Consider the following 26,448-nt stretch of genomic DNA (forward strand, 5'->3'; position numbering starts at 1 on the left):
TAGACGAGGAGAGGAGGAACGAATAGGGAAGAGATGCAACGCCTAGTCAACGATTTCTTATTAAGATTAGGTAATAAAAGTGCCGCAGTGATTGTTAAAGTAATTAGTGATCCTCAAATAATTGCAGGTGCAAGAGGATTAAAATTGCCCATATTAAATGTTCCTGTAGGTGAAATATACATCAATGAGGGTCTAAACAATACACTGACAGATGAGGGGCTCAAATTTGTTTTAGCACATGAAGTTGTTCATATAGATCAGAACCATCTCCCACTTGCTGTGCTTCTTAAATTACCGAGAGAGCTCCTTAGAGAACTGGGAAAAGAAGATTTGGTTGCCTGCGGTCTTAGTTTTATGTGGGATCTTGTGAGACTATGGATATGTATGCAGGGGGAGCTTCTACTCGATGCGGCTATTACTAAACAACAAGAGTTGCAAGCTGATGTATGGGCAATATTCTTGACAGGCAATAAAAGTGCGGCGATAAGTTGTCTTAACAAATTGGTAGATTATGATTTGGATAAACCATCTCATCTTTGGGAAATACTGGATGTTAAATTACCCGTGATGACAATGCGTGAAAGAATGAATGAAATCCTTAGGATTATCTTACAATACGAGAAGCAGGGATATTAAGTTTAGATAGTGCTAAACTTGCTGGGTTATGAGCATGCCGCTTACAAGGAATTGGGTCGAAGAGCTGGTTCTAGAATGGTTGTTACTTAAAGGATATTTGGCTTTGTCGAATGTTAGACTGAACTCGGGGAAAGGAGGGGGAGTATAAGGAGGCGGATGTATTGGGGTTAAGGCTAGTAAAGGAGGCTAGGGAATTTAAGGGAGGTAAAAGAGCCATAGTGGAGGTGCTAGAGATAATTCATGTTGAGACGGGGAGCCTCACCGGGAATTTTGAAAATAATTTAGAGAATACTAGAAGGAAATCTACTTTAGAGCGCATTAGAACTATAAGGGAAATTTCCTTAGATGTTATTGAGCTTGAAAGCATAGTAGGCAAACTCAAGCTTGGTTATTCCAGACCCGGAATATCAGATGTCAAATACAAGCCTGTCTACGTGGCTAGTTATGTAGCTAAAAAACAGATTAAGGAGCTTAAGAGTGAACTTAAGAAAGATGGTATAAAATTCATGACCCTTGAGAGAAGTCTAAGGGAGAAGCTGAAAGACCTTGTAGGCATCCTAGGTAAGTCAAGTGAAGAGGAGCTGGAGAAATACCTAAAAGAGGCTTGGCAACCTTGACCTTGATCTGCTTGTATTCGTAGTTTCCATCTCGCCTGCTCATGTTCACTGGTACTATTTAGTACCGTTTAGTACTTGAAACTTTCTAGGGTACCAAACGGTACTAGATAGTACTAGTATTGAGCTTCAAGTACCAGGGCGAACCAATTAGTCCTAGTGCTTGTTTTAAAGCGGTTCATTCAGCGCGCCGATGCCCTGGAGATGCACTCGTATGTCTCGAGGGTACTGCTCCTGGTGCTCATCTATTCGTCCTAGATGTGATACTTCTCAGCCCTTATGCATTTCTACCCAAGAAACGAGGAGTTCGGCAAAGTGGTCACTCTCAGGATCGTAGCCAGCGGGTCGCCATAAGATTACTGAACCTATTGGGTATTTCCTTAAAAATCGAATTAAAGAAATTCCTGACATCATCTTCAACTCAGACAAAATCCCTTTGAAAGGTATTCATGTATAGCTTCTACTCACTACTTTTTATCTTCTCTATCTCTGTTATTCCATGAACGGTTTTCTTATCGGCTTTTATATCAATTCTCGAGCTTGTAAATAGAAAGTTCATGAAGCTACTCTGTGGGTAGAAATTATGATTTATAGTTTAGTTTTCTTCAATATAATGTAATATGTATGATGGTTAATAACATATTAAATTTAACAGTAAGTTGGTCTATTGTTGAAAAATACGCGGTATATGAGGCTGATACTCCTCAAATAGCCTAAGCTAGATATGTAGATGCGGAGAAATTATATACTGGAGATATAGGAGTGTATGAAATGGCGATTAAAGAGGGGATTAAAAGTATTTATCTTGGTTAGTTTTCAGAATCTTTGCTAAATAATAGCTGGATATTCAGTGTCAAATACTTAGAAATTTTTGAGTTAATGATTTGTAGGGGTGTTTTGCCCTTATCATTACTTTTTAGATAGTTGCTTTCTTATTTTGTTTTTGACTATTTCATTTACTTTTCTTCCATCTGCTTTTCCTCTTACTTTTCTCATTACTTCCCCCATTATTGGACCTATTGCCTTCATTCCTCTATTTTTGATTAGTTGGATGTTTTTGCTGATTATTTCATCTATTATTTTCTCCAATTTCTCATCTGAAATTAATTCTATACCTAGTGTCCTTATTGCATCGTCTACATTTTTCTCAGGGTTTTTAGCTAGCCATTTTAGTATTTCTGGTATTGCTTCCTTCACTATTTTGCCTTGCTCTATGTATTTGAAGATTGCCTTCAGATCTTTGTTGCTGATGTTATCTATTTCTACTCCTTCTCTCTTCAAGCTTTTCAGTGTGTATTCTAGGGTTGATGCTATTATTGTTGGTGGAATCTTTACTTCCCTTACTATTTCTTCGAATAATTCTACTTTTTCTGAGTTTGCTATTTCTCTTGCCAACTTTTCACTTAACCCATATTTCGTTATGTATCTTTCAATTTTCTTTTCATAGGTTTCTGGTAGTTTTTTCTTTAGTTTTTCAATGTATTCTTGTGTTATTGGTATTGGTCTTACATCTGTTTCTGGATACATTCTTGCTGCTCCTGGCATTGGTCTACTATATCTTGTTGTTCCATCATTGTTGGCTGCACGTGTTTCCTCTGGTACTCCCCTTAATGCTTCTATTGCTCTTTCTAGTACTGATTTTAATGCTTCAATACAGTTTTCTTTTTCCCCAGCAACCATTACTACTGCATCTTCCTCTCCAGCTTGTGTTGCTTTTTTAAGTTTTATTACTTCTTCAATTGTTATTCCATATTTTGGTAGCTCATCTGTATGAATAATTCCTCCAATTCCACTCCAGAATTTTGCTCTTTCAGCCATTTCTGTTGCTAGTCTGCGGTTTGGCTGTATTTCTCTTCCTAGTAGGTCTGCGAATTTGGGTAGTTTTAATGCTAATATTACTGCACCTTTTCTTATTAATCTTCTAATTAACTTTGAATTCGTATTCCTAAATATTTCTGTTACATCTTTGTAGTCTAGTTTTAATTCTTCTTCTTTTAATCCCCTTGATATTAGTTTATCCCTTATTTCTAGTAGGTTCACTTGTCTTTGTACTTCTAGTTCTATTATTTTTGGTATTAGGTTTAGTTCTTGAACGCCTTTTATTTCTATTCTTGCTCCTCCTTGGATTGAGATGTTTAGGTCTTGTCTTATGGTTCCTATTCCTCTTTTTACTTTTCCTGCTGCTCTCATTATCTGCCCTATTTTTAATGCTATTCTTCTTGCTTGTTCAGGGTTTTTGATTTCTGGTGCAGTTGCAATTTCTATTAATGGTATTCCTAGTCTGTCTAATCTATAGTATACTTTATTGTCTTCTTCCTTTATTTTTCTTGCAGCTTCTTCTTCTAGGCATATTGTTTTTATTCTTATTTTTCCTTCTTCATCTTCAATGTATCCTCCCATTGCTATTATTGCTGTTCTTTGGAAGCCAGTTGTGTTTGAGCCGTCTATTACTATTTTTCTCATTACATGTACTTCGTCTACTGGTTTTGCGTTTAGCATTAATGCTATTTGTAGTGCTATTTCTAGTGCCTCTGGGTTTAGGTCGTGTGGGGGTTCTTCATCATGCTCTACTAGGCATATGGTGTCGTCGTATGTTTCATACATGTATGTTCTGCCCTTCTTGAATTCGAAGAGGGCTGCAGGATCTATTTCTCCTAGTTCGCTTTGGGTTGGTCTAAGTTTTCTGATTATGATCCTATGAGGTGGATCATCTCTTAGTATGGTGGGGCAGTTGCAGAATAACTTATGTTTTGTGTCTAGTTGTTGGTGTATTTCTAATCCTACTTTTAAACCCACCTTGTTATAGTCTATTTCTCTCATTTTTTCACCCTTTATTGTTTGAAATAAAAGTACTTGTGTGATGATCTTGGATTTATTTCTCCAGCTATATTAGTTAACATTATTCTTCTTACTTCTTCTAGGTTTCTTGTTTGTGCTAGTGTCCACATTAATTTGACATATGCTGTTTCTGGTAGCATGTCATCTCCTGGTATTACCCCCATATTTAATAGTTCTACCCCTGTTCTATAGACGTTCATGTTTATTCTTCCCCATAGGCACTGTGACGTCATTATTATTGGTATTTCTTCTTCTATTGCTCTTTTTATTGCTGGGAATAGTCTTTCTGGTGTATGTCCTAGACCTGTGCCTTCTATTACTATTCCATGATATTTCTTGTCTATTAGAAAGTCTATTATTTCACTTGTCATTCCTGGATAAGTTTTTATTAATGCTACTTTAGGGTCGAATTTTGCTTTTAACTCAACTTTTCTATCTTTTCGTCTTTTATTGTACTCCTTTGTTAATATTTCTACTTCTCCTTTAATTGTTATTTTAGCTAGGGGTTCTGTATTTATTGATTGAAATGCATCTCTTCTACTTGTATGGCATTTTCTAACTTTGGTGCCTCTATGGGCTAGACAATATTCATCGCTTGAGCTTCCATGCATTACTACGACTACTTCTGCGAAGGGTGCTCTTCCTGCAACTATGGTGGCGCACATTAAGTTTATTGCAGCATCTGATGATGGTCTATCTGATGATCTTTGTGAACCAACTAGTACTATTGGTATCGGTGGTTTTTGAAGTGCGAAGCTTAATGCTGCAGCTGTATAGCCCATGGTGTCTGTTCCATGGGCTATAACTACTCCTTCAAATCCTTCTTCAATCTTCTCTGCTACTTTCTCCGCTATTTTTTCCCAGTGTTTTGGCGTCATGTTTTCACTAAATATGCTGAATAAGATTTCCGCATCTATTTCTGCTATTTTCTCTAGTTCTGGAACTGCATAGTATAGGTCTTCAGCTGTTAATGCTGGGTATACTGCTCCAGTTTTATAGTCCACTCTGCTTGCTATGGTTCCTCCAGTACTTATTATTGAGACTTTAGGTAAATTTCTATGCTTTTTAATAATTCCTTTCCTTTCTGTTTCTCTTATTTTTCTTCTTCTTATAACTTCAATTCTTAAGTCTGGCGTCACTTTTACTCCTATGTTGTAACCATTATCCAGTTTTATTACTATATGTTTATCGTCGCATACTCCTGCTCTTGGCATCAAAATACCTTCATAAGTGAAGTTTCTACCAGTAACTTTTATTCTATCTCCTATGGCCGCTTTGACTTCTAATAATTTTTTAAGCGATTTTCCTCTGTATCCTTCAAGTCTCTCCAATAATATCGCCTCGTTCACTATTAATCTTGTTTTTCGAAATAGATAAATTAATACTAGAATATAGCCTATTTGGGGTCTTTATGGCTAGTAAAGAAATTCCTTCTCCCAAAGAATTCTTCGGCTTTGAGATGGGTGAAGACAGGAAACTTGCAAGATGGGACAAAATTGTAGAGTATTTCTATCTGCTGGATAAATTGTCGGATAGAATTAAGGTTGTAGAGCTTGGTAAGACTACTGAGGGAAATCCATTTCTATTGGCTTATATTTCCTCACCGAAAAACTTGAGGAATCTTGAGAAGTATCGAAGAATTTCATATACTTTGGCTACTCCGATTGGATTAACTGAGGAGAGGGCTGAGAGGCTTATTAGGCAGGGTAGGGCTGTAGTGGCTATAACCAACAGTTTACATGCATCTGAGGTTGGCGGCACTCAAATGGCAGTTGAGTTGGCTTATGAGCTTGTTACTAGTGAAGATGCGAGGGTTAAGGAGATTTTAGATAATGTAATTGTACTGTTATTTCCATGTTTTAATCCAGATGGACAAGTAATGGTTACTGATTGGTATTATAAGTGGCTTGGAACTGAGTATGAGGGAACTCGTCTTCCATGGCTTTACCATAAGTATTGTGGTCATGATAATAATAGGGATGCATATATGTTAACTCAAAGGGAGTCTCAAATGTTTGCTGAAGTAGTATATAAGCAGTGGAAGCCTCAAGCATATATTGATAATCATCACATGGGTAGTTATGGCGCTAGATTCTACATTCCTCCATGGTATGATCCAATAAGCCCTGAAATTGATCCATTAGTTTGGCGTGAACATCAAATGTTTGGTGCATATATGGCGGTCAAATTGGAGGAGGCTGGTATAAGGGGAGTGGAGGGTGGACCGCCATTTACTGCTGAGTGGACTGCATCTTTCCTTAATCTAGCCAACTTTCTAAATATAGTTGGTATGCTCACTGAGTCAGCTACAGTTAAAATTGCAACTCCAATATATATCCATCATCATCAACTTACCGGTCATAGGGGTAGAGCTGCTGATAGACCTCAAATGAGCTTTCCAAATCCATGGCCTGGTGGTTGGTGGAGGCTAAGAGATATTGTAAAGCAACAGAAAATTTCTAATTTAGCTGCCCTTGAATTGGCTGCTAAGCTTAGAGAAACATTGCTTAGGAACATGTATATTAAAGCTAAGAGGAATATTGAGAGGGGATTGAAGGAGCCGCCCTATGCATTTGTGCTTCCATTGGATCAGCATGACCCATTAACTATGATGAAGTTAATTGAAATATTATTAAGACTTGACATAAGAGTTCATAGAGCTAAGAAGTCCTTTAGGGCTGGTGGAAAGACTTATCCTGCTGGAACCTATGTAATCTTTACTTCTCAGCCTGCGAGAGCTTTCATAAAGTATGTTTTAGAGAAGACTATTTATCCTGATAATGAGTGGACTAGGGCTAGGGATGGAACACCAATAAGACCGTATGATATTGCCACCTATACTATACCTGACTACATGGGTGTGAAGGTGGAGGCTATTGAAGAGAAGTTTGAAGGTGCTTTTCAATTGGTTAAAAAGTTGGAGTATCCAGTCTATAAGATTGAAGAATCCAAGATTGGCTATTTATTGGATACAAGGTATAATGATAGCTTTAAGGCTGTAAATCTTCTACTTTCAGAGGGATTCAAGGTTTATAGGATTGCTGGAGAGTTGATGGTTGATGGTATTACATTTCCATCAGGAACCTTTTATATTCCAAGTCAGGATGGAGTTTTAGAGAGGCTTCAAGAGGCTAGTGATCTATATCACTTAGACTTCTATCCGTTAACTAGTGAATTGAATGTTGAGTTAAGGGAAGTTAAGCGGCTGAGAGTAGGAATTTATCAGAGATACTATGGTGGGAATATGGATGAAGGCTGGACTAGATGGCTACTTGAACAGTATGGATTTCCATTTGAGGTTATTAAGGATAAAGACATTGTTGAGGGTAACCTAGCTGACAAGGTGGATTTACTAATTCTTCCTAGTGATTATCCATGTATGATTACTGGTGAGAATATTGAAGAGGAATTGTCTAAGAGACTTAAACGCCCAATTGTTTTGCCGCCTATTCCCCCTGAATATAGGAGTGGTTTGAAGAAGGAGGGTGTTGAAAAGCTTAAGGAGTTTGTAAAGAATGGCGGTGTACTAGTAACCTTTAATAGGGCTTGTGAATTTGCAATAACTTCCTTTAAATTACCGATAAAAGATTTATCACTGGAGGTTGAGCCTAAACAATTCTTCTGTCCTGGTTCAATGTTGAAGGTTAATGTTGATACGGAACATGTGCTTGGCTATGGTATGCCTAGGAGAGCATATGTACTGTTCCATAACAGCCCTATACTCCAAATATTACCTTCATACAATAATGAGTTGTATGAGGTTGTAGCTTCATATCCAGAGCGAGATATCATGCAGAGTGGATGGCTTATTGGTGAGGAGCGTTTAAGCCGTAAGCCAGCAATGATTTCAGCTAGGTATGATAAGGGTAAAATAGTGTTAATGGCATTTAGACCTCAGTTTAGAGCACAAATGCATGGTACGTTTAAATTATTCTTCAATACATTATTTACCTATGCTTAAATTTCTCTCTTCCAGTATTTTCCTTAATATTTTTCTGGTGCTTTTTGTTGTCTTTATTTTGTCTACTTCATTTAGATTAAACCATTTTACTTCTAGTGCATCTGATGATGCCTTTAATTTTCCTCCAATAATTTTTGCTTCATAATCTGCAATTACATAGTGATATTCTATTCTACCTTTTTCATCTTTTACTAAAACTTCCACTAGGTCAACTAGTCTTCCTACTTCTATTTCAAGTCCTGTTTCTTCTTTCACTTCCCTTTTCACTGCATCTACTAGTCTTTCACCCAGCCTTACTGTGCCTCCTGGCACTGCCCATAATCCTTTTCCTGGTGGGGCGGCTCTTCTTATAAGGAGTACTTTATCTTTTTCAATTATAATTGCTCCTACACTCATTATAGGGTGTTTGGGGTATCTTCTTCTCATTATTTTTCCAGCTTTTCTCTTCTTAAGTCGATTATATCATATACTTCTTCTCCAGTTCCAATTAGAGTTACAGGTATACCTAGCTTATTTTCAATTTCCTCTATAAACTTTCTAGCTTTAATGCTTAATTCATTGTAGCTTCTAGCTCCTTTACATTCAGGATATACTATGTCTAGTTTTGTTAATGCTATTTGTGTGGCACTGTTAATCATTACTGCCCTTTTTGCTAACTCGAAGTTGAATGGTGCTGCTCTCCTTCTTCTTCCAGTTACTGTTGCAATTTCTGTCCATCCCCTTCTATCTACCTCTTCCGGGCTTAATTCATTTGGTAGTGGTCCTGCTCCCACTCTTGTGACGTATGATTTAAAGACTATTAATATGTCATCTACTCTTTTTGGTCCCACTCCTGCTTCACTACATATGGCTGATGCTGTTGTATCTCTTCCTGTTACATATGGGTAGGTTCCATGATATAGTGATAAGAAGGTTCCCTGAGTTCCTTCTATTAACACCTTTTTACCTATGTTTAATGCTTTATTTACTTCTAGAGCTACATCTGTAAGGTATGGTTTTAATTCTTCTATTTCCCTTGCTAGTTTCGCTTTTCTTCTAACTCTTTCAGCTATTGCTGGTCCTACTCCTTGTCCTGTAGTGCCTATTTTCTTGGACAAATATTCATTTCCTCTATCTTCCTTGATATGTTTTTCTTCGATTATTGATGTCTGAAAGTCTATTCCAACTCTTTTTTCACTTTTTGTTTCTTTTACTTCTTTTAGGAATATGGAGATGTTTAGGTTTGCTCCTGCTCCTATTAATAGTCTACATTTTTCATATATGAAGGTGCTTGGAATGATTCTTAATTTATACCTCTTGTTTCCCAATACCACTGTGTGGCCTGCATTTACTGATCCCGTTCTAACTGTTATGTCTATTTTGTCTTTTACTGCTAGGTATGATGCTATTTTTCCTTTTCCTTCATCTCCAAAGAATCCACCTACAATAACGGTGCATGGCATATTTTCACCATCATAATTCTTCTGGTTTAGGTCTTCTAATTAATCTGTCAATTAGTTTTTCAAGTTCTTCTTCCTTCACTCTCTCAGGCAGCCACTCATATCTTGATGTAATCTTCCCCTTTTTGCCTAGTAGCTTGTTTAATGCTATTTCAAAAATTCTAAGCCTTTCTGTATCTATTCTTGCACATCTCTCCCAATAGGGGCAGTCGCTAATTGTACACTTGTTTGATGATATTATATGATATTTTCCTGGTTCTATCTCTCTAGCTATTATTCTTGGTGGACATACTGGGCTTTCATATGTGAATATTATCTTGTCATTTTCTCTTAATTCCATTACTGATATTCCAAGGGTGAGTTTTGCTGCTTCACGTATTATTTCTAGTGGTGCTTCGACAATTAATTCACCACGTTTCTTTAATTCTTCTATTCTACTAACTTCGGCCATAAAGTTTCCCTCTTTTAATTGTGTTTTAAGATTTTTAAATTGTTCTATAGCATGTTAATTCATTTTAGATTGATGTTATGGGTCGATATGATGATTGTAGTTTTTTCTCTAGTTTTAGGTTATGGAGAAATTATTAATGTTCTGATATTAGATTGAAAATGTTGACTAGAGGGGTATTGACTGAGTAGATAAGGAAAATGTCCATGTAGGATTGTTAATTTATTGAATTTCAGTCAATGTATGATATGGGATTGATTTTAGAGGAGTTTTGGAGGACTAAGGTTCATATGAGTTGGCGTCAGTTCGCCCGTCGGGGATCATCGCATTGCTCTCTACTTTTCATTCTTCATCCGCCACTTAATATATTAGGGTAAATGGTTAAATTTTTATCTAAGGTATAGTGTGGTTTGAGTAGATGTGTTGTATTGTGGGTGTAGAATATGCTTGAAAGAATATCTACCGGGATTCCAAAGTTGGATGAATTGATTGGTGGAGGCTTTATTAAGGGTAGGACTTATCTTATTGCGGGTGAAACTGGGGTTGGAAAAACTATTTTCTCACTTCAATACATTATGCATGGTTTAAAGAATGGGGAGAACTGTGTATATGTTTCTTTTGATGAGCGTATTCAAAATGTATTGACGGGTGCTACTAGTTTAGGTTGGAGTTTTAAGGAGTATATTAAGCAGGGAAATCTAATTCCCTTTGAAATTAGATTGAGAACTGAAGATTTAAGGCATGGTAAGGAGTCTAAGGCGTTTATCAATGTGATTTCAAGATATACTCGCCGTAAGCCTATTAGTAGACTTGTACTTGACCCAATTTCTGCTTTAGCTCAAGGTGCTGGAGATTTGATGTGGGTTAGGGAGTATGTTAGAGAGATTGTTGCATATTTAGAAGAGGAGCTTGGGTGTACTACATTAGTTACATGTGATATTCCAACTGGCTCTGATTCCCTTAGTAGATATGGTGTAGAGGAATTTTTAGCTTCGGGAATTATTGTTCTTGGATTGACCAGAATTAATGGTAAGCATGTAAGGACAATTTATGTTAGGAAGATGCGTTGGTCTCCTATTGATATGACCATATATACCTATGATATTGTCCCAGGTAAGGGTATTGTTTTTGGTCCTCCTTTAAGTGAATTATTAATGAGTGCTAGTGGAGGGCTATGATTACTCAGTCTTCTAGGTTGAGAATAGCTGCTGTAGCTGATGTCCATTCACCTAAATATTTTCCTCAGTTTGTTGATGCACTTTCATTTTTAACTAGTGATATTGACTTGTTTTTATTTGCTGGCGATATGATTTTGAGGGGGAGTGTTGAAGGGTTTAAGGATGTTTTGGAGGCTGTTAGGAGGGTTTATGATGGTTTAATTGTTGGCTGTTTTGGTAATGAGGAGTATGATGAAGTTATTCCTATTTTGGAGAGGGATTATGCTGATGAGGTAATTTGGCTTAATGACTCTTCAGTTGACTTAAGTATTTCTGGCTTTAAGCTATATGTTGTGGGTAGTCGTGGTAGTTTAGATAGACCCACTAAGTGGCAGTTGAGGAATATTAGTAACATCCAAGAGTTATATGCACGTAGAGTCTCTTTAATTGATCAATTACTTTCTAGAGCTGTAGATTATGATTTCTCAATTCTCCTTCTCCATTACTCTCCAACTTATAGGACTTTGAGTGGTGAGGCTAGATATATTTGGCCTGAAATGGGCTGTAGAAGGTTTGAAGATATCATATTTTCGAGGAAGCCAACAGTGGTTATTCATGGCCATGCACATAAATCTAAGGTGAATAGAGTTCAATTGAACTCTACTGTTATTTTTAATGTTTCTCTACCTGCATTTGGTAGGATTACTGTTTTTGATTTACCCTTGAAAATTGAAAGACAAATGGATTTAATGAGGTTTTTCAAGGGTAATTTTAATGTTGATTTTCACTAAAATTTTATCTCTCCTTTATCTACTTTATTTGGGGTTATTGGATTGTTGAGGATAAATGGGATGGTTGTAGCTAAGAGTATTGAGAATTTTATTAGGAGCTATGTTAATCCTCCTATTAGGGGTGTTGTTTTAGGTTTAAGTGGAGGTATTGATTCTACTGTGACTTTCTATTTGTGTGTTAGGGCTCTTAAGCCTGATAAAATTTTAGCTTTAATTATGCCTGACAGTGAGGTTACTCCAGCTGAGGATACTGATGATGCCATCGATATTGCTGAGAAATTTAATGTTAATTATTATTTGATTGATATAAATCCAATTGTTAGGGTTTTTTCGAAGGAGCTTCCCAACTTTAATTTTAATGCTAATGTTCCCTGTGGAAATTTGAGGGCTAGGGTAAGAATGTGTATTCTATATTATTATGCAAATTTGGAAGGTAGGATTGTTGTTGGAACTGGTGATAAGAGTGAGCTTTTAATTGGATATTTTACTAAGTATGGTGATGGTGGTGTAGACATTCTACCTCTAGGTGATTTGTATAAGACTCAAGTTAGAATGCTTGGTAGATTTTTAGGGGTTCCTGAGAATATTCTTAGAAAGCCTAGTAGCCCTAGATTGTGGAGAGATCATTTAGCAGAGGAGGAGTTGGGTATAAGTTATGATGTTCTTGACCCTATATTGCATTTATTAGTTGATAGAGGATTGAGTGTATCTGAAATTTCTGAGAAATTAAATGTTTCTTTAGATTTGGTTTTGAGGGTTAAATCCATGATGGAGTTTTCTAAGCATAAGCGAAGATTACCTCCAATTGCATATATGCCTCCTGAAGCTTTTGCTTATTGATAGTGAATTTTTTATGTTACTGTTTGTATAAACAAGATTTGTTAGTGAGGGGTGGTGTGTTGACTAAGTTCATTTTCATTACTGGTGGAGTTTTGTCGAGTGTGGGGAAAGGGAACTTAGGGGTTCCCCCCTAAAGGTGTTGTTGCAGCTTCAATTGGTAAGATGCTTCAAGTTAGAGGATATGAGGTAACTGCAGTTAAAATTGATCCATACTTGAATGTTGATGCTGGAACAATGAATCCATATATGCATGGTGAAGTCTTTATAACTGAGGATGGTGGGGAAATAGACTTAGATTTAGGTCACTATGAACGTTTTTTGGATATTAATTTGCCCAGGGATAACAATATTACTACTGGTCAAATTTACTTAACTGTTATTAAGAGGGAGCGTAGAGGAGATTATTTAGGTGCATGTGTACAAGTTGTTCCTCACATCACCAATGAGATTAAGAGACGTATTCGTTTAGCTGGTAAAATTAGCAATGTGGATATTGTTATTGTTGAAGTTGGCGGAACTGTCGGTGATATTGAGAGTCTTCCATTCCTTGAGGCTATTAGGCAAATGAGGCTTGAGGAAGGACCTTCCAATACGCTTTTTGTACATGTAGCTTTAGTTCCAATTTTAGATGTTACTGGTGAGCAGAAGACTAAACCCTGTCAACATAGTGTAAATGAGTTAAGGAGAATTGGTATTCAGCCTGACGTCATTGTTGCTAGATGTAGTGTTCCCTTAGAGTCTGCCGCTAAGCGTAAAATTGCATTATATGGCAGTGTCCCTGAAGAGGCTGTATTCACCTCTTATACTGTTGATTGTGTCTATAAGGTTCCCTTCATTCTTGACGAACAGGGTATGGGTGATTATATTTGTAAATGTTTAGCCTTAAAGGCTAATAAGCCTGATTGGAGTGAGTGGAGAAGAATTGTTGAATCCTTTATCAATACTAATTATGAAGTTAAAATCGCTATGTGTGGTAAGTATGCTAAGCTTGCAGACGCTTATATTAGTATAAATGAAGCTTTAAGACATGCTGGAGCTGCCATTAAAACTAAAGTTAATATTGATTGGATTGAAACTGAAATTTTTGAAGAGTCACCTGAAGAATTAGAGTTACTCCGTAACTACGATGGCATCCTTGTTCCTCCTGGTTTTGGTCCTAGGGGAACGGAGGGTAAGATTTTAGCTATAAAGTTTGCTAGAGAGAATAAAATACCCTTTTTGGGTGTTTGTTTTGGTTTTCAAATGGCAGTTATAGAGTTTGCTCGTCATGTGGTTGGTTTAAAGGATGCCAATAGCACTGAGAATGACCCTAATACTCCTAACCCTGTTATAGATCTACTCCCCGAGCAAAGAGGTATTATTGAGAAAGGTGGAACTATGAGACTTGGCGCTCATCCTATTGTCATTGAACCTGGAACACTAGTTTACAAGTTATATGGAAAAACAATAATTTATGAGAGACATCGTCACAGATATGAAGTTAACCCTACTTATTGGAGTATACTTCAACGTCATGGTCTAATATTTTCAGGTAGAAGCCCTGATGGTAGGAGAATAGAATTTATAGAGTTAAGTGATCATCCATTCTTTTTGGGTTCACAATCTCATCCTGAATTTAAATCTAGGCCTGGAAGACCTTCTCCGCCCTATCTTGGATTTGTTGAAGCAGCATTGAATTATAGGTTGTCACGTAAGAAATAACTTAAATTTCAATAAAAATAGAGTTTTTCTTCTCTTCTTATTTGCATTATGTTTGCTATTAAATGGTACTATTACTCTGTTAGTGTGTTTATTCCAAGATAAGTCTAACTTCTTTTATGTCTGTTGTACAAACTTTTTTTACTCCTCTTATGCCAGGCTTGTATGTTGTCTTTACTAGTCCATATTTTTCTAATATTCTCATTTGTGCACTTGCATTTGCTTTACTTTGGTTTATGAATTCTGCTACTTGTCCTATGTCTGCTTCTCTTCCTCTAAGGAATTCAAGGATTTTCAGTCTTGTATCTGATGATAGTGCTGATGCTACGTTTACAACTTCTTCGCCTTTGACGACTAAGATTCCATTTTCTTCATATACTTCGCCTTTTGGTGTAGACATGAAATCCACCTCCAAACTATTACTTCAATGTGTTTTTATGCATTAAAGTATTTAAATTTATTGTATGTTTCGATTTTTCAGAATTTAGTTTCATTAAAAAAAATCTAGTTTTAACTTTTTTTGATTTGGTAGCTTTTTGTTTTTAAGGTTTTAAATATTTTTCTAATAAAGATACTGTTTGAAGTTTTTAATTCAACTCTTTTTAGCTACAGTTTTATTAGATTATTCCTTATATTATCGCATTGATATTTATGCTTCCAATAACTGTATTTAAGTTACTTGGAGAGAATGATGTCAAGCTTTTACGGATTCTTGAGAGAGGAATGTCTCGATTTGAATTTATTCCAATCGATTTTATTGCCAGGAGAATTAAAATTGATGCTTCTCTTCTTTCCAGGAACTTGAGTAAGCTCTGTAGATTGGGTTTGGTTAGGAGGAGTTTTGGTGGTTATGAGGGTTATAGTTTGACTAGGTGGGGTTATGACTGTTTAGCTTTAAGTTATCTGGTTTCTAATAATATTCTTGAGGCCATTGGTAAGCCCCTGGGTATTGGTAAGGAGGCTGATGTTTATGATGCTATTACACCTTCAGGTGAGAGGGTTGCAGTTAAGTTTCATAGATTAGGCAGGACGAGTTTTAAGAAGACTAAACGTGTAAGGACTTATGTTGCTGATAAAGATAAGGTTTCATGGTTGCTTCAGTCTAAGATGGCTGCTAGAAATGAATTTGAGGCTTTAAAACTTCTTTTTCCTAGGGGGGTTAGTGTACCTAAGCCTATTGCTTGGAATAGGCATGTTGTTGTTATGAGTTTTATTGATGGTGATCCATTATATATTTGTGACTTCTTGCCTGATCCAATGGGATTTTTAAATGATATTCTGAGTAATATTAGGAAAAGTTATAGGGAGGTTGGTATTGTTCATGGTGATTTATCTGAATATAACATTATTGTTACTACTGAGATTAAGCCTTTAATTATTGATTGGCCTCAATTTGTATCTGCTGTTCATCCCAGTGCATTTTTTCTTTTGAGGCGCGACGTCTTTAATGTTACGCGTTTTTTTGAGCGTAGATTCAGAGTTAAGGTTGATTTTAATAGTGTGTTTGAATATATTATAGGGGAGTAATGGATCTTAAGTTTACACTAGTGTAGTGTGGGGATTAACCGTTATGGTTCATAGTGTAGTCTTTGGTGTTGATTTAATGCCTATGTTTTCTCCTCAAGCTTTAAGACAACCTAAATATGCTGTTGTTATTTTTAGGGATGGGAAGATTATTAATAGATTGGAGAGTGTTAGTAGGAGGAAGCTTATTAAGCTTGTTTGGAAGTTCAAACCTTCTATTTTAGCAATTGATAACATCTACGAACTTGCCTCTAATACACGTAAATTGATTAAATTTATTTCACTTTTACCTTCTTCTTTGAGGCTGGTTCAAGTTACTGGTTCTCCTTTTAGTGGATTTAAGTCTCTATCTGTCCTAGTAGAAGAGTATGGTTTAGGTGTTGTTGGTAAACTTTCCCCATTACAAGCAGCTGAGTTTTCAGCTAGGCTGGCTTTGATGAATGTAGGATATGTTGTGTATCCGTCTGGAGGTGAGTCTAGAATTATTGTTTGTCGTAGAAGGAGGCCGGGCGAGGGTGGTATGAGTGAGGATCGTTTTAAGCGTAAAATTAGGCTTTCTGTTATGAGGCTTTCCAGAGAGATTAAGGGTTTATTGGATGAACATAGTCTAGATTACGACATGTTTTATCGTAAGAGTGGAAGTGGATTTGATAGTTGTTTCTTTATAGTTTATGCTCCTTTAGATGTTATCAGAGGGTTAGTTAAGTCTGAGGATTATGGTGATGTCAAAGTTATAGTAAGAAAAGAGTATGGCTCTAAATTATATTTTCGTCCTTTAGGTAAAGATTTACCTACTTCTTTGACGGTTAGAGACTATTTGATTGTTGGTGTTGATCCTGGTGTAGTTACTGGAGTGGCTGTTTTAAACTTGTTTGGAAACTTACTATTGTTGACTAGTAGGCGGCATTTAAGTAGGAGTGCTCTAATTAATATGCTTATTGATTATGGTCAACCTGTTCTTATAGCTTCAGATGTTAATCCTCCGCCTGCATTTGTCCAGAAGCTAGCTTCTATGTTGAATGCTAATTTGTTTGCTCCTCCTCAAAGTTTAACCTCTACTGAGAAGCAGTCAATTATAAGAAATTACTTGGATGAGTTTAGGCCTCACTTACATGTTACAATGAATTCTCATATGAGGGATGCTCTTTCTGCAGCTGTTAAGGCTTATATGAAATTTAAGAATAAGTTTGAGCAAGCTGAGGCCCATGCACGTGAACTTAATGTAATCGTACCCATTAAGCATTTGAGAGCTCTTATAATTAAGGGTTGTAGCATTAAAGATGCTATTGAGAAATTAAAGTCGAAGGATAAGGTGAGGGAGGTTAAAGGCAGAATGATAGTAGAGAGAAAAGCTAAGCCTAAGCCTCCTAGTAGTGAAGAAGTAAGGTTGTTAAAGGAAAGATTGAAGGTTGAGAAGACTCGTGTTCAAGCCTTACTATCTCAAAGGAAACAGTTGTTAGATAAAATAGAAAAGCTTAATCGTAGAATTGTGGAATTAGAAGAAATTATTAAGTCTTTACAAAGTGATATTACCTTAAAGATTAAGTGTCAAAGAGAAATTGTAGAACTTGAATCCAGGGTTAATCAGTTGTCTAAACTTGTCACTTCTCTTAATACTGATCGAGAGAGGTTGTTGGATAAAATTGATAAGTGGAGAGAGTTTTTTGCTAAAATTTTGAGTGGATCGTTCATTGCCCTTAAACCAGTTAAAAATTTAACTAAGGATGATCTGTCTAGAAGTATTCGTTTATACAATATTGGACGAGATGATGTCCTATATGTTTATGATTTAAGTGTTGCTGATGATGAAGCTATAAAAGAATTGGCTAAACTTAGGATTAAGTGTGTTGTTGGGTCTTCTCCTCCCCCTGGACATATTTTAGAATTACTTGAGGAATATGTGATTCCCTTTTTACTTGCAAGTGACGTTGAGTTAAATTGGATTGATAATTTCCCGATTGCAAAGAGGAGTTTGATTGAAAATTTATCTGCAAAGGTTAAGGAGGAGTTGGCTAGAAAGTCTGAGGAGAGGGAGTTACGTAGATTGAAGGCTCTTCTCGATGAGTATCGTAGAGAACGTGTTGGAGATTTAAAAGATTTCAACCTTTCCATTTAGTATTAGCTCTGTTACTTTGGTTATATTGTTTAATTCTTCATTTACAATTCCTTCGATGTCTCCCTTAATTGCTGATATTTTGTATCCTGGTTCCAATATTGCTTGTACGTCTATGTGCATTGGATCGTTTATGGGCCATCCAATTCTACCTAGGATTTTCACGTATACTTCCTTTATCCCCTTTACTTCCTCATATATTCTGCTTGCAATTATCTTTGCTATTACATTGTATATTTTTCCTACATGACTAACTGGATTTTTACCTGCTGTTGCTTCCATTGACATGGGTCTACATGGTGTTATTAATCCATTTACCCTATTTCCTCTTCCAGTGTTTCCATCGTCACCACTTTCTGCTGATGTTCCTGTAACAGTAATATATACCAAGCCTTTCTCAATTTTGTCTGCGGAATTTACTTTAACTCTAACTGGATAGTCTGTTATTTTTGTTGCTAAATCTTCAATTCTTCTCTTTACTTCTTCCTTTACACTTATATAGTGGTCCATGTCTGGTATTAAATGGCTTATCATGGCGGCTGCTATTGTAAGCTCTATTTCTTTATTTCTCCTTAGTCCCATAACCTTAATATCTTCTCCTACTTCTGGTAATTCCTTTTTCACTTTTTTTGAGTTTAGATATTTTTCGGTTTCTAGGACTAGTCTTTCAGTTTGTGAGAGAGGAGCGAAACTTACTCCGAAGGATGTGTCATTTGCTAATGGTATTTTTTTCCCTAGTTCGAATACTTTTACTAGGTCTTCTGATCCTGGTCTTATTTTGTAGTCTACTATTACATGTTTATTTGGATCTAGGTATCTGAAATTTTCTTTTATGAATTGCTTTACTGCATTTACTGTTATGCACCCCACTGGTATCCTTATTATTTCTTTGTCTTTAATTACTTGACTTGTTGCTCTTCCTGCAATTATTATATATATAGGCTCCTCTACACATCCTCCCCCAAAGATTGGATTTGCTCTTCCACCCACTACTAATCCTTTGTCAACATTGTGGTGAAGAATTGTGCCAAATTTTTCCATATAATATTTGCATAAGGCTAGACTTACACTTTCTGCAGAAGCATCTGCAATGTAATCAGGGTGGCCGCGTCCTTTTCTTTCTACAATTTCTGTGTTTAATTCTTCGATGGTTCTCTGGTTAAGTTGCTCAATATTCATTTTTCTTTCTTCTTCCATTTCTCACACACCTATTATTTCTGAAGGTTTTACTTGATGTTAACCACATTTAAGATTTATTGTTACAATCACACAGTATACTTCATTTATATTACCTTTTTCTGAAAAAAATATTCCTAATGAGAATATTTTTCATATCGTCATTCTATATATTTATGCAAAGTATTTAAACTCTAAAACTTTATCTTATATTCGAGGTGAGAGGTGTGTTGATCGCGACAATTAATACTTGGGATGAATGTGAAAAAATTTTAGAGCAGTTGAAGCCGGAGGCAATATGGTATTTAATTGACTTTTATAATAGAATGGTCACAATTAGATTTACTGATGGTCTAGTTCTATATGAATTTTCATCAGTGACTGATGAATACCCGCCATGTGATATCTATGACTATCGACCAGCAATTTTTAGTGAAGATGATAGTTTAATTGAAGTGGAGGGTGTCTTGTTTGGTGAGAAAATAAAATATTTGGTTGGTTGCCAGAAACTTAAAGGTTTAGATTTATGGTGTGTCTATAGTGATTATGAGGAGGTTATTCGTTCAATAATCGTTGAGAAGTTAAAGCCCTACGCTATACCAATTGAAGGGTTGATAACTGAGTTTTCAGAAACTGTTTGGTAATATGGACTCTTGAAATGACCTTAAACTATGAATATTGTCTAAGATCTAAATTTCAGTTATATTATTGGAGTTTCAATTTTTATGTATAGTACATTGTTTCCTCTAATGAATATTTTACCGTATCTCGTAATTGGGTCTCCATCATTTGTTTCTTCTGCGTCAGATAATATTAGATTCATGCAATTGTCGCATTTTTCAAGTATTCCTACGTATTCATGACCGCTTTTTAGTTTTACTATAACCTTGCTGTTTACAGCTCGATTAAGAAGCTTTAAAGGTTCACTCCGCAAATTCGCCCCTCACAATCTTTGTTATCGTCCTTTAACTTTACTGGATGTTATATATAGTTTTTGTTTTCCTTATGGTTGAAGCTTTGTTTTTTAACGTGAAACTTATATACTTGTTTTTCCTTCTTCATTGGAGGTTGAGGTGAAAGAGTCCGCCTTTAATGGTTGGGAGAATTATGATTTCTTGACTAATTAGTAATAATAAGGGTAAGTTAGAGTTTTTAATAAGACCTGCATCTTCAGTGGAGATTACATCGCTTTTTGCTATTCATAAGAGTGCAATACCATATATTGATGAAGAAGATAAAGAATGGTATCAAAGCTTAGTAGATGTTTCATCTAAGATGAGTAATAGGAATGTAATGTTATTTGTTGCCGAACTAGCTGGTAAAGGTGAGATCATTGGTTATATTATTGCCTTTATTTGTTCCCCTTCGACTGGATATATCGATGAGATTGCTGTTCATCCATCTTATAGGGGTAATGGTATTGGAACTGCGCTCTTAAATTATGTAGAGCATATTATGGCTTCTAACAATATAAAACATGTAGAGTTGAGTGTTAAGTCTGGTGATATTGTAGCGTTAAACTTTTACTTGAAACGTGGATATCGGATTACCGGTTCAACTTTGAATTTAACCGCTAACTTAACTAGAGTCAAGGTTCACGGAAATGTTGATAGCATGGAGATTCAAAATTATGATGTTAGTGCTGTTTTCCATCGTCACTTAAAGCCTCTTGTTTGGTGGAATAGGCTAATGCGTCGTCTACTTAAATCTTTGAACTGTAAGCTTGAAAAGAAGTGCTATGCAGTATTTGAAAATGATGTTTTAGCTTGTTATATTGAGTGTTACGTTGAGGGTTACGAGTTATATGTTGACTATGCTGCAGTGGGAGATGTTAATAATCCAAGTGATATTAGGTGTTTAATTTCAGCTTTAAGAATATTGGCTGAGAAGTTTGGTTTGAAGGAGATTTGTATTTCGGTTGATTCTCAGTTTGATAGGGTGGTTCAGTTATTCTTGAATGAAGGTTTTAGGGTTTATGAGGTAGAGTTTAGAGTTAGGAAGAGCATAAGCATTTAAGACTTAGACGTGGCTATTTGACTTTCAATGCTTTTTTGGAGAAACACTATTATATCTGCAATGTTTTCTAGGTTAATTACCTTTTTTATTTTAAATTTCTTATTTGATTTAATTATCTTGTCTATTTTTTTGGGTTGATAGACTTTTCTTAGTGCTGTGACTACGGCTCTTCCCTTTTTCTTTAAGATTCTATTGATTTCTTCTAGGAATCTGGTTGGGTTTGGTAGGTTTTGTAGTATTGTTATGGCGAAGGCATAATCTATGCTATTGTTTTTTATTGGGATTGCTTCTACATCTGCTATTACTAGTGATTTTTTCCAGTTGTATTTTTTCGTTTTTCTTTCTGCTTCTATTAGCATGTTCTTGGATATGTCTATTCCTATTATGTAGTTTGCTTTGCTTATTATTTTGTTTATGAAGTTTCCTGTTCCGCATCCTAAGTCTATAATTTTTCCTATATTGTTTGCTTGGGGGAGGTGGTTGAGTATTATATTATATTTTCTGTCCTGTTCTTCTCCATATAATTCATCGTAGGATTTCCATGTTGTATTATATTTTATGATTATTTGTTTTTTGTTTTCCATGGGCCTCCAGCTTTAAATTGTAGATTTCTATTAATATTTATCGTGGTTGAATTGACTGGTAATCGCAATCCTGTGAAAATAATTTCAAATCGAAAATTAAGCGAGATGATTTCTGATTTAAGACATGCTATTGAGAGAAGAAAGATGATTCTTCTCGTTGGTTTATGTAGGGTTGATTATAGGGGTAGAGCTTCTTCTACTTTGAATTATGGTGAGCGCCTCGTAATTTTGAAGACTGATGGTTCAATTCAAATTCATAGGCCGTGGGATGTTAATCCTGTTAATTGGCAACCTCCGGATTGTATTTTTCATGTTGACTTGGTGGATGATTCTTATTTGAGGATTAGGGCTATTAGGAGGCATCCTAGGGAGATAGTTGACATAGTTTTTAGGGAGGTTTATTTTTCATCTATTTTGGATTTAGTTGATAAGGGTGTCTTTTCTCTTTATGCTTCTGAGCATGATATGCAGAAGGCTATTATAATTTGTCCTGAACTTGTTGAGGAGGGATTGAAAATTATAAGTTATGAGAAGCCAGTGGAACCAGGTTTCATTGATCTTTATGGTATTGATTCCAAGGGTAGATTTGTCGTTTTAGAGTTGAAGCGTAGAGTTGCTGATAGAGATGCTGTGATTCAGCTTTCAAAGTATGTTGATGTGATTAAACGTAAAAGTCCCTATAGAGAGGTGAGAGGGATTCTTATTGCTCCTGATATTAATAAAAATGCTCTTGCCCTATTGAAGACTTTACATCTTGAGTTTAAAAGGCTTGATCCAAGGAGGTGTGCTGAGATTTTAAAGAAGAAAGTTAGTGATGTAAAACTGACTGATTTCCTTGAGAGGGAGAATTAGATTACTTTTTCTATCTGCCTTATTTCTTCATGTAGGTTTCTGAGTATATCCATATAGTTTAGTTTTCCTTCTTCTACTTTTTCCATTAGTTTTTCAAGTTTTCTAGTTGTTTCTTCTGAGACATATTTTTTGAAGGCTTCTTTTAAGTAGGTGTAGACGTTTTGTCCGAGTTTTGTTGCTATAAGCTTTTTTCTTGGACTTAGTATGACATATCTTCTTTCTAGGAGTGTTGAGAGTATTTTGGCATAGGTGGATGGTCTTCCTATTCCTTTTTCCTTCATTAGTCTTATGATTTCTCCTTCTGTGAACATTGGAGTTATTGATGCCCTCCAATGCCTAATATTCTTTACCTTTAGTTTCTTTTCTGTCACTTTGGGTATTAGCTTTATTGGGTAGATTTTTAGGTATCCTTGTTCCTTTACTTCTATGTATCCTTCGGTTTGGAGAGTCCAGTCTAATATTTTTAATATAATTTTTTGTTTGATAACCTTTGCTGGTTGCATTTGGCTTGCTATGAATCTCTTGAATATTAAGTTGTATAGTGAGATGTGTCTTGATGTCAGTTTTTTCGCAAATCTCATTATTCCTAGTGCAATAAGGTTTCTTAAACGCTCTGCATCTATTGGTCTTGTTGGTCTTATACATTCATGTGCTCCCTCCTTGCTCCAGGGGCGTAGTTTTACATATTTTTGCCCCCATTTTTCAGTAATGTAGTCTTTGGCTATTTTCATGCCTACTCCTGAGACTCTTATGCTATCTGTTCTATGATATGTTATTAGTCCTACTTCGAATAGGTCTTGGGCTAGATTCATTGTCTCTTTTACTCCTAGCCTTAATATGGTTGATGCTTCTCTTAGTAGGGAGTCTGTTGAGAATGGTGGTGGGGGATTTATTTGGGTTTCTTGGGTCTCAATGCTTATAATTTCACATTGTGATTGTGCTATTTCTTCGATTATTTTGTTTATTTCTTTCTTTCTAAGTTTGGGTAGGCTATGTATTAGTTTCAGATTGTTTTCAAGTGTTATTTCTAGGAATTCTCTTACGTTTTTCCTGTTTTCCTGTGTTCTTTTAACTATCCATCCTAGTACTGGTGTTTGTACTCTACCTGCTGACAAGTCTCTTCTATTAAATTTTCTTTGTACTTTTTTACTTAGTTCAAAGCCTATCCATCTATCTTCTATTCTTCTTAGTATTTGGGATTCAACTAGTTTTAAGTTTACTTGTCTTGGGTTTTTCAGTGCTTTTGATAATGCTCTTTGGGTTACTTCGTGGAATTCTATTCTCTTTATTTCCTTTGTATAGGGTGCTAGTGCTTGTGCTATGTCCCATCCTATTTTTTCACCTTCTGCATCTGCATCTGTTCCTATTAATAATATGTCTACTTCACTTGCTACTTCCTTTAATGCATTGATTATAGTTGATTTGTCATATAAGTCTCCTCCACATAGTGGGCATTTTTCTATTGGATCTGAGAATTGTTCATTGCATCTTCTACATCTCTTTATGGTTGAGTAGACTGGTATGAAGGTGCCATTTATTGGTCTTACTCCATGGAAGCCTTCTGTGGTTACTAGGTCAAATACATGTCCCATACTTGCCGCTATGCTTAAGATATATTCTCCTGTGCTGACTTCTAGTATGGTTACCCCATTAATTTCACGTCTGAAGGGGTTTCCGAAGAATTTAGCGATTGTTCTAGCCTTACTTGGAGATTCTACTACGAGTAATGCTGTTTTTACAATGTCTTTGAATTCTGGTAGAATTTTTCCTTCTGCTAATTTTCTTATTGTTTGTCTGTCTCTGTCTACTTCCTTCATTATTTCATCTAGATTTGTTTCGTTTAGGTTTAGCCATTGTACATCTTCTACATACCATTTCATTCTTCTTACTAGGCCATTGAATGCTTTTTTATCATCAACTATGACTATGGCTACTCCTTTGGATACTCCTCCTGCATATAGTCTTGATGTTCTCCCTGATGCCTGTATATATCCTACTACATCTGGTACTATGATGTATGGTTTATCTTTTATTTCCATTGATACGTATGGGCTTTCCTTGATTTTCTTTTTTATTTCTTTTCGGCTTAATATTTCCTTTAAGAGGTTTGCTGATTCTATAAATAATTGTTGTACTCTTCCATAGAATCCTTCTAGTTTTTCACTATTTCTTATTGCTTCGATTATTTTCAACATTTCATCTCTTCTTATCATAGCTGAGAATCTTCTTAAGTCAGCAATGTACTTGTCTATTAAGTCTCTTTCTCTTTGATTTTCAATGAAGTCTCTTAGATTTGCTAGTAGTATTATAGCTTTAGATGGTCTATATTCTTCGATATCTAGACTTATTTTTATTTTTGGTACCCCTGCAAATATTGCGTATCTCACTCTTTCTGGGAGGTCTATTCCTCTTGATAGTGGACTTCTATATGAAGCTATTCCTACTAGTATGTCATATTCTCCTGATCGATATTTCTCTAATATTTTTCCTTTTGCTTTTTCGTAGGTTGTTGCCTTTACTCCGTTTTTTTCTAATAGTTGAGTTATTTCTTTTGCATAGGTTGCCCCCTTATCCATGGGTGTGAAGATTAGTCCTCCACTTCCAAGTTTTCTTACTAGTTCAATTACTTTCTTGGTTACATTTTTTGGTTTTACATAGATGTCAACGATATTTCTTATTCCCTCTGCTTTCCCCCCTATTTCAAATCCAAGTAATTCTCTGAATAATCTTATACGTTTAGTTCTTCTAGCTCTGATTGATGCTCCTGATACTATTAGGAGTCCGACTTTATTGTTTTGTTTGTATTTCCTTATTTCGTCTTCTATTTTGATTATTTCATTTCTAACTTCGTTTAATTCAGATGTGTTTATTCTTCTTTGTCTAAGTATTTTCCTAAGCCTAGTTCTTAATTGGATGAGTTTAAAGCCTAGATCAATTATTTTTTCATTTAATCCTAAATTGACTAGTACTTTCTCAACATTTTTTGATCTCCTCATAAATGAGTCTACGTCATCTACGAATATGAAATCGAATTTTTGATTTTCTATTAAATGAAAGTATCTTGGTAGAAAGTATGAGGTGGTTATTAGAATTTCGAATTTTCCTTTAGTTATTTCTTTAAGTGTTTCTTTAGCCTTTTTTCTCTTTAATATTGAATGGTATCCTAATACTCTAATATTCAAATCTAATTTTTCTATAAAATTTTTTACTTTTGTTTCGACTTGATAGGCTAGTAGTGATGTTGGCAATATTATATATGATCTCATGCCTTTAGATGCAAAGTATATGGATAGTATTATTCCGAATACTGTTTTTCCCATTCCTGTTGGTGCAATTATTGCAAAGTTTTTGTTTGTTAATGCTCTTCTACACCATGTTCTCTGGGCACTCCATAATTTACATCCTGTTGCTTTGTAGAATAACTGGTTTACCTCTTCAACTATACTTTCTAATGCTGCCAGCTTCTTATACTCCATTAATTTTCCATTTTCTTTAAGTATTTTTACTACTAGTCTTCTGATTTCTATTTCATTTAGCTTTTTAACTTTATTTAGAAGTTTTTTGTCTGGTACTGGTATGCATTTTCTGCATGGAAGCTTGTATTGTAGCCTAATGTCAGAGATTTCACCTCCACAATTTGGACATCCTTCTTTGAATACTGCATGTAGCTGAGGCTTCAAATTCATGTTACTCATCAGCTTTTCCTAATTTTCTTCCTTATAAACATCCCGCCGACAAACTAATTGGTTTATTTTTAAATA

General features: G+C 35.6%; 22 protein-coding genes and 1 pseudogene. 12 read left to right on the forward strand and 11 right to left on the reverse strand.

Annotated features, from left to right (window positions below; all coding sequences use genetic code 11):
* Positions 1-33 precede the first annotated feature (33 nt).
* On the forward strand, positions 34-636 hold the full coding sequence (locus ACW8TM_RS08345) for a M48 family metalloprotease (RefSeq protein WP_491532830.1): 603 nt from the start codon (positions 34-36) through the stop codon (positions 634-636).
* A 161-nt stretch (positions 637-797) separates the two neighbouring features.
* Entirely contained in the window at positions 798-1,253 is a 456-nt protein-coding gene (locus tag ACW8TM_RS08350; RefSeq protein ID WP_491532831.1) for a hypothetical protein, read from the forward strand.
* A 267-nt stretch (positions 1,254-1,520) separates the two neighbouring features.
* Here the strand turns inward: ACW8TM_RS08350 and ACW8TM_RS08355 are convergent, their stop codons facing one another.
* The 3 genes from ACW8TM_RS08355 to gatD form a co-directional block, all read right to left on the reverse strand.
* Positions 1,521-1,679, reverse strand: coding sequence for a hypothetical protein (locus ACW8TM_RS08355; protein WP_491532832.1), 159 nt, complete (start codon positions 1,677-1,679; stop codon positions 1,521-1,523).
* A gap of 480 nt (positions 1,680-2,159) precedes the next feature.
* Positions 2,160-4,070, reverse strand: a complete 1,911-nt coding sequence (gatE, locus tag ACW8TM_RS08360) for a Glu-tRNA(Gln) amidotransferase subunit GatE (RefSeq protein WP_491532833.1) — start codon at positions 4,068-4,070, stop codon at positions 2,160-2,162.
* Positions 4,071-4,081: 11 nt separating this feature from the next.
* A complete protein-coding gene (gene gatD, locus ACW8TM_RS08365) occupies positions 4,082-5,356 on the reverse strand; it encodes a Glu-tRNA(Gln) amidotransferase subunit GatD (protein WP_491532877.1) in 1,275 nt (424 codons plus the stop codon).
* Positions 5,357-5,499: 143 nt separating this feature from the next.
* Between gatD and ACW8TM_RS08370 the strand changes: the two genes are divergently transcribed.
* Positions 5,500-8,049 carry a M14 family metallopeptidase gene (locus ACW8TM_RS08370; RefSeq protein WP_491532834.1) on the forward strand — a complete coding sequence of 850 codons (2,550 nt, stop codon included), beginning with the start codon at positions 5,500-5,502 and terminating at the stop codon, positions 8,047-8,049.
* Here ACW8TM_RS08370 and ACW8TM_RS08375 read toward each other — a convergent pair.
* The 3 genes from ACW8TM_RS08375 to ACW8TM_RS08385 are packed head-to-tail and all read right to left on the reverse strand — an operon-like array spanning position 8,032 to position 9,939.
* Positions 8,032-8,475 carry an NUDIX hydrolase gene (locus ACW8TM_RS08375; RefSeq protein ID WP_491532835.1) on the reverse strand — a complete coding sequence of 148 codons (444 nt, stop codon included), beginning with the start codon at positions 8,473-8,475 and terminating at the stop codon, positions 8,032-8,034. The two genes, ACW8TM_RS08370 and ACW8TM_RS08375, sit on opposite strands and share 18 nt — an antisense overlap.
* On the reverse strand, positions 8,475-9,491 hold the full coding sequence (locus tag ACW8TM_RS08380; protein WP_491532836.1) for an adenylosuccinate synthetase: 1,017 nt from the start codon (positions 9,489-9,491) through the stop codon (positions 8,475-8,477). Before ACW8TM_RS08380 ends, ACW8TM_RS08375 begins: the two co-directional genes overlap by 1 nt.
* Before the next feature lie 10 nt (positions 9,492-9,501).
* Positions 9,502-9,939 (reverse strand): hypothetical protein, encoded by a 438-nt coding sequence (locus tag ACW8TM_RS08385; protein ID WP_491532837.1) that lies wholly within the window; start codon positions 9,937-9,939, stop codon positions 9,502-9,504.
* 440 nt (positions 9,940-10,379) lie between these two features.
* Here ACW8TM_RS08385 and ACW8TM_RS08390 point away from each other — a divergent pair, with 440 nt between their 5' ends.
* The 4 genes and pseudogenes from ACW8TM_RS08390 to pyrG all read left to right on the forward strand — a co-directional run bounded on the left by ACW8TM_RS08390 (position 10,380) and on the right by pyrG (position 14,425).
* Positions 10,380-11,114: an RAD55 family ATPase gene (locus tag ACW8TM_RS08390; protein WP_491532838.1), complete on the forward strand. Its 735-nt coding sequence runs from the start codon at positions 10,380-10,382 to the stop codon at positions 11,112-11,114.
* Entirely contained in the window at positions 11,111-11,884 is a 774-nt protein-coding gene (locus tag ACW8TM_RS08395) for a metallophosphoesterase family protein (RefSeq protein WP_491532839.1), read from the forward strand. Before ACW8TM_RS08390 ends, ACW8TM_RS08395 begins: the two co-directional genes overlap by 4 nt.
* A 42-nt stretch (positions 11,885-11,926) precedes the next feature.
* Positions 11,927-12,724: an NAD+ synthase gene (locus ACW8TM_RS08400; RefSeq protein WP_491532840.1), complete on the forward strand. Its 798-nt coding sequence runs from the start codon at positions 11,927-11,929 to the stop codon at positions 12,722-12,724.
* A gap of 59 nt (positions 12,725-12,783) precedes the next feature.
* Positions 12,784-14,425: pseudogene (gene pyrG, locus ACW8TM_RS08405) on the forward strand (CTP synthase).
* An 88-nt stretch (positions 14,426-14,513) separates the two neighbouring features.
* Here pyrG and ACW8TM_RS08410 read toward each other — a convergent pair.
* Entirely contained in the window at positions 14,514-14,822 is a 309-nt protein-coding gene (locus tag ACW8TM_RS08410; protein WP_491532841.1) for an ArsR/SmtB family transcription factor, read from the reverse strand.
* Positions 14,823-15,073: 251 nt separating this feature from the next.
* Between ACW8TM_RS08410 and ACW8TM_RS08415 the strand changes: the two genes are divergently transcribed.
* Together ACW8TM_RS08415 and ACW8TM_RS08420 are read left to right on the forward strand one after the other, a co-directional pair.
* The gene (locus ACW8TM_RS08415; RefSeq protein WP_491532842.1) at positions 15,074-15,949 is read left to right on the forward strand and encodes an RIO1 family regulatory kinase/ATPase domain-containing protein; all 876 of its coding nucleotides are present in this window, start codon (positions 15,074-15,076) and stop codon (positions 15,947-15,949) included.
* 43 nt (positions 15,950-15,992) lie between these two features.
* Complete coding sequence (locus ACW8TM_RS08420; RefSeq protein ID WP_491532843.1) at positions 15,993-18,062, forward strand: DUF460 domain-containing protein; 2,070 nt, start codon at positions 15,993-15,995, stop codon at positions 18,060-18,062.
* Here the strand turns inward: ACW8TM_RS08420 and ACW8TM_RS08425 are convergent.
* Complete coding sequence (locus ACW8TM_RS08425) at positions 18,036-19,256, reverse strand: methionine adenosyltransferase (RefSeq protein WP_491532844.1); 1,221 nt, start codon at positions 19,254-19,256, stop codon at positions 18,036-18,038. The genes ACW8TM_RS08420 and ACW8TM_RS08425 overlap by 27 nt on opposite strands.
* A 206-nt stretch (positions 19,257-19,462) precedes the next feature.
* On the opposite strand from ACW8TM_RS08425, the gene ACW8TM_RS08430 reads away from it, so the two are divergent.
* The gene (locus tag ACW8TM_RS08430; protein WP_491532845.1) at positions 19,463-19,879 is read left to right on the forward strand and encodes a hypothetical protein; all 417 of its coding nucleotides are present in this window, start codon (positions 19,463-19,465) and stop codon (positions 19,877-19,879) included.
* Positions 19,880-19,935: 56 nt separating this feature from the next.
* Here ACW8TM_RS08430 and ACW8TM_RS08435 read toward each other — a convergent pair whose 3' ends face one another.
* A complete protein-coding gene (locus ACW8TM_RS08435) occupies positions 19,936-20,169 on the reverse strand; it encodes a U6 snRNA-associated Sm-like protein LSm6 (RefSeq protein ID WP_491532846.1) in 234 nt (77 codons plus the stop codon).
* Positions 20,170-20,408: 239 nt separating this feature from the next.
* Between ACW8TM_RS08435 and ACW8TM_RS08440 the strand changes: the two genes are divergently transcribed.
* Positions 20,409-21,251: a GNAT family N-acetyltransferase gene (locus tag ACW8TM_RS08440; RefSeq protein WP_491532847.1), complete on the forward strand. Its 843-nt coding sequence runs from the start codon at positions 20,409-20,411 to the stop codon at positions 21,249-21,251.
* On the opposite strand, the gene ACW8TM_RS08445 is transcribed toward ACW8TM_RS08440, so the two are convergent.
* On the reverse strand, positions 21,248-21,835 hold the full coding sequence (locus ACW8TM_RS08445) for a class I SAM-dependent methyltransferase (protein ID WP_491532848.1): 588 nt from the start codon (positions 21,833-21,835) through the stop codon (positions 21,248-21,250). The genes ACW8TM_RS08440 and ACW8TM_RS08445 overlap by 4 nt on opposite strands.
* A gap of 51 nt (positions 21,836-21,886) precedes the next feature.
* On the opposite strand from ACW8TM_RS08445, the gene nucS reads away from it, so the two are divergent.
* Positions 21,887-22,687 (forward strand): endonuclease NucS, encoded by an 801-nt coding sequence (nucS, locus tag ACW8TM_RS08450; protein ID WP_491532849.1) that lies wholly within the window; start codon positions 21,887-21,889, stop codon positions 22,685-22,687.
* Here the strand turns inward: nucS and rgy are convergent.
* Complete coding sequence (gene rgy, locus ACW8TM_RS08455) at positions 22,684-26,373, reverse strand: reverse gyrase (RefSeq protein WP_491532850.1); 3,690 nt, start codon at positions 26,371-26,373, stop codon at positions 22,684-22,686. The two genes, nucS and rgy, sit on opposite strands and share 4 nt — an antisense overlap.
* Between the last annotated feature and the right edge of the window lie 75 nt (positions 26,374-26,448).

This window comes from Candidatus Culexmicrobium sp. (assembly GCF_058356305.1).

Excerpts from the sequence above, each read along its gene's own strand:
- ACW8TM_RS08345 (WP_491532830.1), top strand. The coding sequence starts at position 34 with ATGCAACGCCTAGTCAACGATTTCTTATTAAGATTAGGTAATAAAAGT.
- gatE (WP_491532833.1), bottom strand. The coding sequence starts at position 4,070 with ATGAGAGAAATAGACTATAACAAGGTGGGTTTAAAAGTAGGATTAGAA.
- ACW8TM_RS08370 (WP_491532834.1), top strand. The coding sequence starts at position 5,500 with ATGGCTAGTAAAGAAATTCCTTCTCCCAAAGAATTCTTCGGCTTTGAG.
- ACW8TM_RS08375 (WP_491532835.1), bottom strand. The coding sequence starts at position 8,475 with ATGAGAAGAAGATACCCCAAACACCCTATAATGAGTGTAGGAGCAATT.
- ACW8TM_RS08380 (WP_491532836.1), bottom strand. The coding sequence starts at position 9,491 with ATGCCATGCACCGTTATTGTAGGTGGATTCTTTGGAGATGAAGGAAAA.
- ACW8TM_RS08385 (WP_491532837.1), bottom strand. The coding sequence starts at position 9,939 with ATGGCCGAAGTTAGTAGAATAGAAGAATTAAAGAAACGTGGTGAATTA.
- ACW8TM_RS08390 (WP_491532838.1), top strand. The coding sequence starts at position 10,380 with ATGCTTGAAAGAATATCTACCGGGATTCCAAAGTTGGATGAATTGATT.
- ACW8TM_RS08395 (WP_491532839.1), top strand. The coding sequence starts at position 11,111 with ATGATTACTCAGTCTTCTAGGTTGAGAATAGCTGCTGTAGCTGATGTC.
- ACW8TM_RS08410 (WP_491532841.1), bottom strand. The coding sequence starts at position 14,822 with ATGTCTACACCAAAAGGCGAAGTATATGAAGAAAATGGAATCTTAGTC.
- ACW8TM_RS08415 (WP_491532842.1), top strand. The coding sequence starts at position 15,074 with ATGCTTCCAATAACTGTATTTAAGTTACTTGGAGAGAATGATGTCAAG.
- ACW8TM_RS08420 (WP_491532843.1), top strand. The coding sequence starts at position 15,993 with ATGGTTCATAGTGTAGTCTTTGGTGTTGATTTAATGCCTATGTTTTCT.
- ACW8TM_RS08425 (WP_491532844.1), bottom strand. The coding sequence starts at position 19,256 with ATGGAAGAAGAAAGAAAAATGAATATTGAGCAACTTAACCAGAGAACC.
- ACW8TM_RS08445 (WP_491532848.1), bottom strand. The coding sequence starts at position 21,835 with ATGGAAAACAAAAAACAAATAATCATAAAATATAATACAACATGGAAA.
- rgy (WP_491532850.1), bottom strand. The coding sequence starts at position 26,373 with ATGAATTTGAAGCCTCAGCTACATGCAGTATTCAAAGAAGGATGTCCA.